Here is a 12673-nt window from a genome sequence, read left to right on the forward strand (position 1 = left end):
AAGGACCGCCCCGCATGACCGAGAAAGCCGAGAAGGTCGCCCTCACCCCGAGCACGCACACCACCCCGCCCGCGAAGTTCTCCCACGGCGTGCGCAAGGGCAACATCCTCCAGGTCGCCGGCCAGGTCGGGTTCCTCCCGGCCGAGGAGGGCAAGCCGCCCACGCCCGCCGGCCCCACCCTGCGCGAACAGACCCTCCAGACCCTCGCCAACGTCCAGGCGATCCTCGAGGAGGGCGGTGCGACCTGGGACGACGTGATGATGATCCGCGTCTACCTCACCGACGTGGACCACTTCGCCGAGATGAACGGCATCTACACCACCTACTTCGAGGAGCAGGGCCTCACCCAGCCGCCCGCCGCGCGCACGACCGTCTACGTCGGCCTGCCCGCGGGGCTCCTCATCGAGATCGACGCACTGGCCGTACTGGGCTGACGCGCGCTCGCCCCTCTCCCTCCCCGGTCACCCTCCCGCATCCCCGCATCCCGCATGCCACGGCACGGCGTCCGCCACCCCTGTGACGCCGTGCCGCGATCCCCCGTGCCCGGCCGCACCCTGCGGAGGCGGCCCCCGGACCCCCGATTCATGCGCTTCAGCAGAGGACCCCCGAATGTCCCACCCGTCCCTTTCGCTCGCCGCCGGCGCGGCGGCCGAGACGCCCCCGCACACCGGCGGGCTGCTCCTCCTCGTCGACGGCACCGCCGGTCTGCTGACCGTCGCCGCCCTCGGTATCGCGCTGCTCCTCTTCCTGATCATCAAGGTCAGGCTCCAGCCGTTCGTCGCCCTGCTCGCCGTCTCCATAGCCGTCGGCCTGATGGCCGGTCTGTCGGTCACCGAACTCTTCGGCACGGTCCAGCGCTCGGACGCGGTGTCCACCATCGAGTCCGGCATGGGCGGCATCCTCGGCCATGTCGCGATCATCATCGGCCTGGGCACCATGCTCGGCGCGATCCTCGAGGTCAGCGGAGGCGCCGCGGTACTGGCCTCGCGGCTTCTCGGCCTGTTCGGCGAGAAGCGCGCCCCGCTCGCCATGGGCCTCACCGGTCTGATCTTCGGCATCCCGGTCTTCTTCGACGTCGGCATCTTCGTCCTCGCGCCGATCGTGTACGCCGCCGCCAAGCGCTCCGGCAAGTCGATCCTGCTCTACTGCCTGCCGCTGCTCGCGGGCCTGTCCGTCACCCACGCCTTCCTGCCCCCGCACCCCGGCCCCGTCGCCGCCGCCGGACTGCTCGACGTCGACCTCGGCTGGGTCATCCTGATGGGCGTCGTCACCGGCCTCCCGGCCGTGGTCGCCGCCTGGGTCTACTCCGCCTGGATCGGCAGGCGGATCTTCGTCGCCGTACCGCAGGACATGGTCGAGGCCGCCGAGGAGTCCCGTCAGGCCGTCCTCGACGAGCAGCGCGCCGCGGGCCTCGAGCCGCACGAGGCGCCCGTGCCGCTCGGCACCGTCCTCGGCATCATCGGTGCGCCGCTCCTCCTGATCCTCGCCGCGACGTTCTCCTCGATCGCCCTGGACGAGTCCATGCTGCGCTCGGTCGTCGAGTTCTTCGGCCATCCGTTCGTCGCGCTCACCATCGCCCTGTTCCTGGCGTACTACCTGCTCGGCATCCGGCGCGGCTGGTCCCGCAAGTCCCTGGAGACCGTCTCGACGTCCTCGCTGAAGCCGGTCGGCAACATCCTGCTGGTCGTCGGCGCCGGCGGTGTCTTCGGCGCGGTCCTCAAGGGGAGCGGTGTCGCCCAGGCGCTGTCCGACACGTTCAACGGCGTCGGTCTGCCGGTGATCGTCCTGGCGTACCTGATCTCCGTGGTGCTCAGGGTCGCGCAGGGCTCGGCGACGGTGGCGATCGTGACGACGGCGGGCATCGTCGCCCCCCTGCTGTCGGAGGGGGACCACTCCCAGGCGTTCGTGGCGCTGGTCATCATGGCCATCTCGGCGGGCTCCATCTTCGCCTCGCACGTCAACGACGGCGGTTTCTGGATGGTCGCCAAGTACTTCGGCATCAGCGAGCGGGACACGCTGAAGACGTGGACGGTGCTGGAGAGCGTCCTGTCGGTGGCGGGCTTCGTGGTCGCGGCGGCGCTCAGCCTGGTCGTGTAACCCCCGGAGGGTCACCGTGCGAATCGGCTGATCATCATCCGATTGGTACGAACGGTGGGTCACATGTAGGCGTCTGATAACGAAGTAGGGGCTGGCTGTGCCCCGCGCAGGATTCTCGACCATACTCATCCGGTGTGGAGCAGCGCATAGGTTCGAACAGCCAGCCCCAGCCCCTCGAAGGCGCCGGATTCGACCCGGCCTTCATCCCCGGGCTCACCGCACCCGCGTCCGGCGCGTCCGACCGCAAGGCGGACACGGAGGACGTGGAGGGCGAGGAGCCGGAGGACGTGAAGGGAGGGGAGGCGCCGGAGGCGGAGGCCGACGCGGCCGGGGGACCGGGGACGGAGTCCGGGGCGGCGACCTCCCTGGAGAAGCCCGCGGCCTCAGAGACCGCAGAAGCCTCCGCGGCCGCCGAGGTCTCCCCGGCCTCCGGGACGTCCGAGTCCTCCGAGGCGTCCGGGGCCTCCGAGGCGGAGCCCGTCACCGACGGCCCCGTCTTCGAGGCGTCCGACCGCCGCGCCGAAATCGTCGCCGACCACGGCGGCGTACGGCTCCGGCTGGACGACCAGGCGTGCGAGTTCCGCTGGGACGAGATCGGTGCGGTGGAGACGGAGACCGGTCGCTTCGGCAAGCGCTACACGGTCACCGTCCACACCACGGAGGGCCGTTGGTACCCGATCGAGATCGAGGCCACGTCCCGCAGCCGCTTCGCCGCATGGGACACGGAGCTGGACGCGGTCCTCGACGCCTACTTCGACGACGGGGCGGCCGAACCCGAGGCGTCCGACGCGGACCCGTCCGACAAGCCCGAGCCGGATGCCGACGCGGATGCGGACAAGCCCAGGCCGGACGCCGACCCCGTGGTCTAGGAGCCCCGACGACTCCCGACGACTCCTGGTGACGCTAACCGCAGTACTGCGCCTCCTTGCCGATGGAGCGGTACATGCAGTCGGCGTTCTCCAGGAGGTGCAGGACGGCGTCCCGGTTCCGGGACGTCTCCCGCTCGATGACCTCGTCGGGCGGGTAGAAGCCGCCGCCGGACGAGGACCTCGGGTACATCTCGTAGGTGTAGCCGAAGATCTTGTGCGTGCCCCACAGGTAGTCGTCGATCGACCCGTCCGTGATGTACAGGTCACTGGACTGCTGGGCCGTGTAGCCGTTGCTCGCGGCCATCTTCTGACCGACCGTCCGGAAGGCGGCGTGGTCGTCGGCCGTCATCCCGGTCGTGGTGTCGGAGTAGGTGTAGCCGAACGGCCACAGCACCAGCTCGCTGTACGTGTGGAAGTCGATGCCGGCCTTGATCTGCTGCACCCCGCCCACGACCCGGCTGCGCACGAAGTCGGCGACGACCTTCACCTCGGGCGCGGACTCGGGAGCCGACCCCCGGTAGGTGTCGGAGGACTTGGAGCCGGAGGAGCCGTTGCAGCAGCCCCAGCGGTAGTTCCAGTTGCGGTTCAGGTCGGTGCCGACGTACGACGAGCCGGAGTTGGGCTGACGGTTCTTGCGCCATGAACGGTAGGAGCCGGTGGCGATGTCGTACTCGCCGCCGTCCGGGTTGAGGTCCGGGATGATCCAGATCTCGCGGCCGTCGACCATGTCGGTGATCCGGGAGTCGCTGCCGTACCCCGCGCCGAGTTCGCGCAGCAGGTACAGGGCCATCTCCACGGTGAGGTGCTCACGCGCGTGCTGGTGGTGGGTGAACAGGACCTCGGGTTCGTTCTCGTCCGCCCTCACGTTGTCGCTGATCTTGATGGCGACGATGTCCCGGCCCTGGTAGGACCGGCCGATCACCCGTTTGCTCATGATGTTCGGGTACGCCGACAGCCGTTGGTCGATCTCCGCGTTCATCTCGGCGTAGTTGTGATACCGGGAGTCGGCCGAGGGGAAGTCGAACAGCCGCAGCCCGTCGGCGGCCGACGAGCGGTCGGGGGCGGCGCCCAGCGGTGTCAGTTCGTAACCCTGCCGGCGCAGGGCGCGGATCTGGTCCGCACGACCGGAGACGACCACCGTCTCCTCGTCGGCCTCGTCCACGGTGACCCCGGCCTGCTGGATCGCCGTACGGGTCAGGGGAGTCGTGTGCTGGTGGATCTCGTACTGGCGGACGTCGTCCGCCGAGGGCGCCGCCTGCTTCGCGCTGTCGGCGTCGGCCTCCGTGGCCGACATCGACACGGGCGCGGCGAGGGCGAGGGCGAGGAGTGCGGCGAGCACGGCGGACCGTCTGCCGCGGGGGCGAAGTCGCATGAAGGGAAACTCCTTGTGGGAGGTGGGGGTGGTTCGTGCGACGCACGCACCACGAGGTACCGGGTTCGTGGTGCGGTGCCGTCATCCTCGATGCATGACATGATCAGGTCAAGACTGCGTCCGTGTGGTCCCGGCCCCGCCCGGACCGCCCCTCGACCAGGTGCATCCGGTGAAGATCCCCGCACGCCCTCTTGTCCGCCCGGTGTTCATGAGCTTTCTTGCCTCCATGGCGGACACCACGGGAAACCCCCAGGACACCGGAGCACCACCCCAGACCCCCGGCCACCAGCCCCGTACGTCCGGTTGGCGCTACATCGGCCCCGGAATCGTCGTCGCCGCGACCGGTGTGGGCGCGGGCGACCTGGTCGCCACCCTCATCGCGGGCAGCGCCTTCGGCTACACCCTGCTCTGGGCGGCGGTCGTCGGCTGCCTGGTGAAGATCTCCCTCGCCGAGGCGGCGGGCCGCTGGCACCTGGCCACCGGACGCACCCTGTTCGACGGCTGGGCGAGCCTGGGCCGCTGGACGACGTACTTCTTCGGCGTCTACGTCGTCATCTGGGGCTTCGTCTACGGGGCGGCGGCGATGTCCTCGAGCGCGCTGCCCCTGCAGGCCCTCTTCCCGGACGTGATGGACCTCGAAGGGTGGGGCATCGCCTGCGCCCTGGCGGGTCTGGCCTTCGTCTGGTTCAACCGGTACGCGGTCTTCGAGAAGGTCATGACGGTCCTGGTGGGCGTCATGTTCGTGGTGACCGTCTACCTGGCGGTCAGGGTGGCCCCGAACCTCGGGGACGCCTTCGCCGGACTGGTCCCGGTGCTGCCCGACGCAAACGACTCGGTCCTCTACACCCTGGGTCTGATCGGCGGCGTCGGCGGCACGATCACGCTGGCCGCGTACGGCTACTGGGTCAACGCCAAGGGCTGGACCGACACCGGCTGGATGAAGGTGATGCGCCTGGACAACCGCGTCGCGTACCTCACCACCGGCCTCTTCGTCGTCGCGATGCTCTTCGTCGGCGCCGAGCTCCTGCACTCGGCGGGGCTCGCGCTGGAGAAGGGCGACAAGGGCCTGGTGCAGCTGGGCGACATCCTGGAGGAGAGGTACGGCACCGCGACGGCGACGTTCTTCCTGATCGGCTTCTTCGCCACGTCGTTCACGTCACTGATCGGCGTGTGGCACGGGGTGAGCCTGATGTTCGCCGACTTCGTGACACGCGGCCGGAAGAAGGCGAAGGAGTCGACGGGCGAGGCCATCGCGTCCGGCCGCCCGGAGAAGTCCTGGCCGTTCCGCGCCTACCTGCTGTGGCTGACCTTCCCGCCCATGATCCTCCTGTTCGAGGGCCAGCCCTTCCGCCTGATCATCATCTACGGCGTCCTGGGCGCCGCCTTCATGCCCTTCCTCGCCCTGACCCTGCTCTGGCTCCTCAACTCCACCCGCACCCCGCGCGAATGGCGCAACGGCCCCCTCAGCAACGGCATGCTCGCCGCCGCGGGCCTCCTCTTCCTGGTCCTGTGCGTCAAGCAGGTCTGGGACCAGCCGTGGTCGGAGTTCTTCTGACGTTCGGGGCCCGGCCCCGGGCGTCGCGGCCCGGGTCAGGCGCCGCCGTTCAGCACGGCGGCGGTGAGGACGTCGCCGGCGACGCCCCAGCCTCCGTCGGTGACCTCGTCGACGAGGACGACGGTGGTGGGGCGGGCGCGCTCGCCGTAGAGCTCCGCGTACAGGTCGGTGGTGCGCTCCACGATCTTCCTCTTGTCCTCGGCGGTGAGGGTGCCCGCGGGCACCCTGAAGTGGGCGAAAGGCATGGGTCTTCTCCTTGGAGCCGTCATCGGTGGGTGCGGAAGGGCTTGTCCGCGGGGTGGCGGCGGGCCTGCGGTGCGGAGGCACCCGGCGGCCTGGCGCGACGCCGCCTCAGCCCGGCGGCGGCGTCACACCAGGCCGCCGTTGGCCCGCACGATCTGGCCGTTCACCCAGTGGCCCTCCGGGCCGGCGAGGAAGGCGACCACCCGGGCGATGTCCTCCGGGGTGCCGAGCCGCTCCAGCGCCGGGGCCTTGGCGAGCGCGTCGATCTGCCCGGGGGTCTTGCCTTCGACGAACAGGTCCGTGGCCGTGGGCCCGGGGGCGACCGTGTTGACGGTGACGTCCCGCCCGCGCAGCTCGCGGGCGAGGGTCAGCGTGAGCGCCTCGACGGCGCCCTTGCTCGCCGTGTACGCGCCGTAGGCGGGGAGCTGCGTGCCGACCACGGAGGTCGAGAACCCCACGAACGAGCCGCCCGCGCGCAACCGCCGTGCGGCCTGCTGGGCGACCACGAAGGCGCCGCGGACGTTGGTGCGGTGCAGGGCGTCGAGCACCGCCAGGTCGAGGTCGGCGATGGGGGAGAGCGCGAGCCGGCCGGCGGCGTTCACGACGACGTCCACGCCGCCGAACTCGCCCTCCGCCCGGTCGAACAGCGCGGCGACCGCGTGCTCGTCCGCCACGTCCGCCCGGACGGAGACCGCCCGCCCGCCGGCGGCGGCGATCGCCTTCACCGTCTCCTCGGCGGCGGCCGTGTCGCCGACGTAGTTCACCACGACGGCCAGACCGTCCCGGGCCAGCTTCAGGCAGACCGCCCGGCCGATGCCGCGTGATCCGCCGGTCACGACGGCAACCCGGTCGGCCGCCGGTGCGAATGCTTCGGGGTGCGTAGTCACGTCCTCCACGATGCGCACGGACGGCCGGCGGAACCAGGGGGCGACATCCCCTGTGTCGCCGACCCGGCCGAGCGCAGAATGGACGCCATGGGCTCTGTGAAGTACACCGAACTGGGAGCTTTCCTCCGCTCACGGCGTGCACGCATCCGCCCCGGGGACGTCGGTCTCCCCTCCGGACCCCGGCGCCGGGTGCCGGGGCTGCGCCGTGACGAGGTGGCCCAGCTCGCCGGGGCTTCGGTGGACTACTACAACGAGCTCGAACGCGGAGCCGGCTCCCAGCCGTCCGAACAGATGATCGCCGCGCTGGCACGGGCGCTGCGCCTGACCGCCGACGAGCGCGACTACCTCTACCACCTCGCGGACCGGCCGGTGCCCGTACAGGGCGGGGCCGCCGCCCACGTGCACCCCGGCATGCTCGACCTGCTCGGCCGGCTGACGACGACACCGGCACAGGTGATCACCGACCTGCACGTCACCCTCGTACAGAACCCCCTCGCCGTGGCGCTCCTCGGGGACCAGTCCGGCCTGCGGGGACGCCGGGCCAGCTTCGTGTACCGGTGGTTCACCGACCCCGCCGCCCGGAAGCTCTACCCGAAGGCCGATCACGACCGCCAGTCCCGTTCCTTCGTCGCCGACCTGCGCGCGGCCGCTGCCAGGCGGGACAGGGGGGACGCCGAGGCCGGCTCGCTGATCGGTGCGCTGCTCGACGCGTCCCCCGAGTTCGCCGCGCTGTGGGCCGACCACGACGTCGCGTTCCGGCGGGACGACCGCAAACGCCTCCTCCACCCCGTCCTCGGCCCCGTCGAGGTCAACTGCCTGCACCTCTTCAGCGAGGACGGCCGGCAGCGGCTGCTCTGGTTCACCCCGGCGGTCGGCACCGACAGCGCCGACCTCCTCGACCTGCTCGTGGTCATCGGCACCCAGGCCGTCGCCGACCCGGCGGGCACCGGCTTCACAGCAGGTGGCCGGCCCTCCCCGCCGTGATGTCGAGGATCATGCGCCGCAGGGCGTCCCGGCTGTCGGTGAGGTGGCGTCGCCGGAGCCGGCTGTGGTGACGCAGCCGTTGCCGTCCTGATCGGCACCGGGGGCGGAAGCAAGCCGGCCCCTCGGCGCAGAACGGTTCTTCCCGGACGACGTCGAGCACGGTGGTGTCTCCTCGCCGTCGGCCGGCGATGTCCTGGAGGAAGCCGCGGGAATCCGCGGGCGACAGGGCGTGCTGCTCCATCCGGTCGAGTTGAGCCCGGTACCCGGACACCTGTGCTTCGTGGCGGACGAATCGCGGGCCGTGCGCGGGTGCTGTCGATCCGAGCGGTGTCGAGACGCCGTACCGGCCCTTTCCCGCAGACGACGGTCTGGCCCGCGCCAGGAAGGGCGCCGACCGCGAAGGGAAGGACCCGCAAGGACACATGAGGCAAGCCGGACATGGTGAGCAGGTGCTCCAGCCGCCCACGTGCCGCAGTGGACCCGCCCCGGCGCGACCCCCGTGGAGGCCCCCGGCCGGCACGGCTCCCACCGCTGACGCGCCTTCGTCGACGAGGCCGGCGTCGGCGAGAGGTGCCAGGTGCCGGACAAAACTTCCCGGCACCACGGGTGCCTCTGCGCACCTGGGGGCGGATTCGGGCCCCGCGACCACCCGGCGGCGGACCGTAGGCAATGAGCGACCTGTGAAGGCTGCCTGATCCGGGCAGTGATCCACTCCGCCTCCCCCTGGGACGATGTCCTCGCCGTAACGATGTCCTGCCGTACTCCGCGCCTACGACACCAGGTGGTTGACTCCGTGAGACTGACCCGCGTGACCCTCACCGTGGCCGCCGGCGCCCTCGCCCCGGCCCTGCTGCTCTCCACTCCGTCCTTCGCCGCCCCCGTGCCGCCGCCGACCGCCGTCGCAGCGGCGTCGGACACGGGCTCCCCCTACGACGGGATGGACATCCACGACCTGCACATCGCGATCCTCCGCATCCTGGCCGATCCCGACAGTGGCAGGCGGGTGACCCAGGAGATCAACGAACTCCTCGACCACGGCACCGCGGAGGAGATACGCGCCTGGCTCGAGACCGGTTATCCCCTCGCCCAGGCCGAGGACGACCTCGTCGCCGTCGCCAGGCTCCTGGCCGATCCCGACAGTGGCAGGCGCGTGATCCGAGAAGTCAACGAACTCCTCGACCACGGCACCGCGGAGGAGATACGCACCTGGCTCGAGACCGGTCACCGTCTCGCCCAGTTCGAGGACGACGCCGTGGCCATCGCCAGGATCCTCGCCGACCCCGGGACCAGCGACGCCCTGCGTGCGGCGGCGGGTGCGGCCCTGGACGAGTACACCCCGGAAGCGCTGCGCCACTTCCTCGAGGTCGGCCGGTACGAGGTCGACGGCTAGAACCCGTCGTGCGGAACCCTCCGACAGCCGCCCTGCCCACATGGTCGTGGGCAGGGCGGCGTGTTCGGGGCGGTGGGGAGGCAAGGGGGGCCGGTTACGGCAGGGCGTGGACGTGCGGTCCCACCGCGTCGGACCAGGCGTTGCCGGCGGTGGCGTCCCAGTTGGTGGACCAGGTCATGGCGCCGCGCAGGGCCGGGTAGGTCTTCGACGGCTTGAAGGAACCGCAGTTCGTGGCCCTGGTCAGGCAGTCCAGGGCGTTGTTCACCACGGACGGGGAGACGTAGCCGCTGCCCGCGCCGCGGGTGGAGGCCGGGAGGCCGAGGCCCACCTGGGACGGGTCGAGGCCGCCTTCCAGCTGGATGCAGGCCAGCGCGGTCAGGAAGTCCACCGAGCCCTGGCTGTAGACCTTGCCGTCGCAGCCCAGCATCGAACCGCTGTTGTAGTACTGCATGTTGACGACCGTGAGGATGTCCTTCACGTTCAGCGCGGTCCGGAAGTAGGAGTTGGACGTGGACTGCATGTCGATGGTCTGCGGGGCCATCGTCAGGATCATGTCCGGGCCCGCCTTCGCGGACAGCGACCGCAGTGCCTGCGTCATGTAGGTCGCGTTGAGGCCGTTCTCCAGGTCGATGTCGACGCCGTCGAAGCCGTACTCCTGCATCACGGCGTACACCGAGTCCGCGAAGTTCGTCGCGGAGGCGGCGTCGTTCACCGAGACGGTGCCCTTCTCGCCGCCCACCGAGATGATGACCTTCTTCCCGGCCGCCTGCTTCGCCCGCACGTCCGCCTTGAACCGGTCGACGGTGTAGCCGTTCAGGCCCGCCGAGTCCAGGTTGAAGGTGACCGCGCCCGGCGTGCCCGTCGCGTCCGCGAAGGCGACCGCGATGATGTCGTACTGGGCCGGGACGTCCGAGATGCGCTGAACGGCCGCACCGTTGTCGAAGTTCTGCCAGTAACCGGTCACCGCGTGCCGGGGCAGGTCGCCGCCGCCACCGTCGTCGCCCTCCGTCGTCCGGGCCGTCACCGCCGTCGACCTGGGTGATTCTCCCGCCGCGTTGGTCGCCGCGACCTGAAAGGAGTACGAGGTGGAGGCGGCGAGGCCGGTCACCGTCGCCGACGTGCCCGTCACCGCCGTGATCTTCGTGCCGTTGCGGTAGAGGGTGTAACCCGTCGCTCCGGAGACGGAGTTCCAGTTCAGGGACGCCGTCGACGACGTCGTGCCCGAGACGCTCAGGCCACTCGGGGTGCCGGGGACGGTCGGGTCCGGGTCGCCGCCGTCGCCTCCGCCTCCGTCGGGGCCGAAGACCGACAGGTCGTCCGCGTAGTAGGGCTGCTGCCCGTACCAGCCGTGGGTGTGGACCGTCACGGACGTGGTCGCGGAGCCGGTGCGGAAACTCGTCGTCAACTGCTTCCAGGCACTGGAGTCCGGGGTCCAGGTGGAGACGTCCGTCGTGCCGGTGCCGGTCACGCCCAGGTAGGCGTACCCGCCCTGCACCCAGGTGCTCAGGGAGTAGGTGGAGTCGGGCCGCACCGCGACGGTCTGCGTGCAGCGGGCGTTGTCCTGGCCGGCCGGGGTGGCCTTGAGCGCGGCCGTGCCGCCGTGCACGGGGGACGAGACGGTCGTGCCGCTGTTCGCCGAACAGGTCCAGTTGCTCAGGCCCGACTCGAAACCGGCGTTCCTGGCGTTGTTCACGTCCGCCGCGGACGCCTGGCCCGCGCCCGCGAGGGGGAGGGTGAGAGCGAGGGCCGAGACGAGGGCACCCGCCCAGAGGCGGCCGGGGCGGCGGGCGGCTCTGTTTCTGCGGTCGGTCGTGGTGGGTGTGCGGTCCACTGAAGCCTCCTGTGGGGGTGGGGGAGGGGGGCTGGACATGGGGTACAGGGAGAGGGGATGCACGGAGGGCCCGGAGGGGAGAAGGAGAGACGAGAGGCGAAGGGCGAGGGGCGAGGGGGGAGAAGGGGCAAGTGAGAGAGGCGTGGGGGTGACAGTGGGTGTCGTCGTTGGAGCAACAAGGTGGTCCAGACCAATCAGGTTGTCAATGGGTCCAGACCAATTCGAGGGTGCGGGATCGCGTACGGCCGCCCCGGCGCCCGGCCCGCCGGGCGGCCGGGCATCAGGGGGTCGACGTCAAGGCGGTGCACGGGATCTCCGCCCCGCGGGTCGTGCCGAGACCGGCAAGATGCTCGACGTGTCCCGTTTTGGCGCACCTTGTGCGACGCCGGTTGCCTGCAAGCTGCACGAACGCTGTTCTCCAGCCACAGAGCCGTGGTTACAGTGCTCGCATAGTCACGCAGCGAAGTCATCAGGGTGTGCCGGAGTGACGTCCGGCGGACCGAGGGGCATGGGGAGAACGGGGAGCCGCGCGTGCCAACTGCCATTGCCGTGACCAGTGCCGACCTGGCACTGCCACCGCAGGACGAACGAACCCTGCCCGCCGTGGTCCTGCGGGACATCGCCACCCTGCCGCTCGAACAGGCGCTGACCGAAGTCCAGGTGCTCATCGAGCAGCACGGGTACGTCATCGTGGTCTGTTCCCGGGCGACGCCCGTCGCCGTCCTGCGGCGGCTGCACACCCTGCGCTCCCTGCTGGAGAGCGACCGGATCGCCCTCTTCAGTCCCGACCTGCCCCCGCTCGGACTCGCCGTACTCGCGCGTCAGTTGAGACAGCTCGCCTCCTGCGACCTCAGTCCCGGTGTGCTCGCCTCGGCCGGCCGGCTGCTGGTCCACTACATCCACTCCGGGGCCCTGCTCGGCTCCGTCGCCCGGCTCGACCGGATCCCCGTGGACCTGAAACAGCACGCCAGGTCGTGGGTGCCCGGCAGCCAGTTCGCCGTCCTTGCCCACCCGCAGCCGCAACTCGTCCGCCTCGGCCCGGAAGCCGCGCTGGACGGACCGGAGTTCGGCACCTGGATGCTCGTCGCCAAGGGGCAGCTCCAGTCCGACTGGGTCACCGGAACCCTGGCACCGTCCTGGAAGGTGCAGGGGCTGCGCGAAACGCCGCTGCCCGCCGAGTCCCCGCGTTGGTGGGGGACCGGCAAGATGATCGAGTTCTGCACCTATCTTCCCGACCTCTCCGTCCTCTACCAGCTGGTCACGAGCGTGCGGCGCGGCGTCTGCCACTGGTGCGGCATCGATGTCATCGGCGACCGGTGCGTGTTCTGTTCGGCCACGCCCCCGTCCGTACCCGCCCACGACAGTCCCCGCGGCATCGGCAGCGGCCGCGGCGCCGGCAGCAGAGCCCTCGTCCGCGGCAGCTGACCCGGCACACCGTCCCGCAC

Annotated in this window: 12 protein-coding genes and 1 pseudogene; 7 read left to right on the plus strand and 6 right to left on the minus strand. The window is 70.8% G+C overall.

All coding sequences use genetic code 11. The annotated features are described in order from the left end of the window. The first annotated feature begins 14 nt into the window (after nt 1-14). From ORI94_RS24880 to ORI94_RS24890, 3 genes are all read left to right on the plus strand, one after another. On the plus strand, nt 15-434 hold the full coding sequence (locus tag ORI94_RS24880) for a RidA family protein (RefSeq protein ID WP_042175733.1): 420 nt from the start codon (nt 15-17) through the stop codon (nt 432-434). A gap of 175 nt (nt 435-609) precedes the next feature. Next, nucleotides 610-2097, plus strand: a complete 1488-nt coding sequence (locus ORI94_RS24885) for a GntP family permease (protein WP_266079511.1) — start codon at nt 610-612, stop codon at nt 2095-2097. 134 nt (nt 2098-2231) lie between these two features. Further along, nucleotides 2232-2966: a hypothetical protein gene (locus tag ORI94_RS24890; RefSeq protein WP_266079513.1), complete on the plus strand. Its 735-nt coding sequence runs from the start codon at nt 2232-2234 to the stop codon at nt 2964-2966. Between the two features lie 34 nt (nt 2967-3000). Here ORI94_RS24890 and ORI94_RS24895 read toward each other — a convergent pair whose 3' ends face one another. After that, on the minus strand, nt 3001-4338 hold the full coding sequence (locus ORI94_RS24895; protein ID WP_266079515.1) for a M14 family metallopeptidase: 1338 nt from the start codon (nt 4336-4338) through the stop codon (nt 3001-3003). A 226-nt stretch (nt 4339-4564) separates the two neighbouring features. Here ORI94_RS24895 and ORI94_RS24900 point away from each other — a divergent pair, with 226 nt between their 5' ends. After that, entirely contained in the window at nt 4565-5893 is a 1329-nt protein-coding gene (locus ORI94_RS24900) for an Nramp family divalent metal transporter (protein ID WP_266079517.1), read from the plus strand. Between the two features lie 35 nt (nt 5894-5928). On the opposite strand, the gene ORI94_RS24905 is transcribed toward ORI94_RS24900, so the two are convergent. Continuing rightward, nucleotides 5929-6138 (minus strand): 4-oxalocrotonate tautomerase family protein, encoded by a 210-nt coding sequence (locus ORI94_RS24905; RefSeq protein WP_266079519.1) that lies wholly within the window; start codon nt 6136-6138, stop codon nt 5929-5931. Nucleotides 6139-6261: 123 nt separating this feature from the next. Beyond that, nucleotides 6262-7023 (minus strand): SDR family oxidoreductase, encoded by a 762-nt coding sequence (locus ORI94_RS24910; RefSeq protein ID WP_266079521.1) that lies wholly within the window; start codon nt 7021-7023, stop codon nt 6262-6264. A gap of 78 nt (nt 7024-7101) precedes the next feature. Between ORI94_RS24910 and ORI94_RS24915 the strand changes: the two genes are divergently transcribed. Beyond that, nucleotides 7102-8007: a helix-turn-helix transcriptional regulator gene (locus ORI94_RS24915; protein ID WP_266079697.1), complete on the plus strand. Its 906-nt coding sequence runs from the start codon at nt 7102-7104 to the stop codon at nt 8005-8007. Here ORI94_RS24915 and ORI94_RS24920 read toward each other — a convergent pair. Together ORI94_RS24920 and ORI94_RS35605 are read right to left on the minus strand one after the other, a co-directional pair. Further along, nucleotides 7976-8248: a hypothetical protein gene (locus ORI94_RS24920; RefSeq protein ID WP_266079523.1), complete on the minus strand. Its 273-nt coding sequence runs from the start codon at nt 8246-8248 to the stop codon at nt 7976-7978. The two genes, ORI94_RS24915 and ORI94_RS24920, sit on opposite strands and share 32 nt — an antisense overlap. A 133-nt stretch (nt 8249-8381) precedes the next feature. Then, nucleotides 8382-8627: pseudogene (locus ORI94_RS35605) on the minus strand (Scr1 family TA system antitoxin-like transcriptional regulator); the annotation flags it as partial. A 173-nt stretch (nt 8628-8800) separates the two neighbouring features. Here ORI94_RS35605 and ORI94_RS24925 point away from each other — a divergent pair. Further along, a complete protein-coding gene (locus ORI94_RS24925) occupies nt 8801-9397 on the plus strand; it encodes a hypothetical protein (RefSeq protein WP_266079525.1) in 597 nt (198 codons plus the stop codon). A 94-nt stretch (nt 9398-9491) separates the two neighbouring features. On the opposite strand, the gene ORI94_RS24930 is transcribed toward ORI94_RS24925, so the two are convergent. Then, nucleotides 9492-11267 (minus strand): chitinase, encoded by a 1776-nt coding sequence (locus tag ORI94_RS24930; RefSeq protein ID WP_416237889.1) that lies wholly within the window; start codon nt 11265-11267, stop codon nt 9492-9494. A 492-nt stretch (nt 11268-11759) separates the two neighbouring features. Here ORI94_RS24930 and ORI94_RS24935 point away from each other — a divergent pair, with 492 nt between their 5' ends. Next, nucleotides 11760-12653, plus strand: a complete 894-nt coding sequence (locus tag ORI94_RS24935; protein WP_266079529.1) for a hypothetical protein — start codon at nt 11760-11762, stop codon at nt 12651-12653. Nucleotides 12654-12673: the final 20 nt, after the last annotated feature.

The sequence above is a fragment of the Streptomyces sp. NEAU-W12 genome, from assembly GCF_026242095.1.
Classification (GTDB): Bacteria; Actinomycetota; Actinomycetes; order Streptomycetales; family Streptomycetaceae; genus Streptomyces.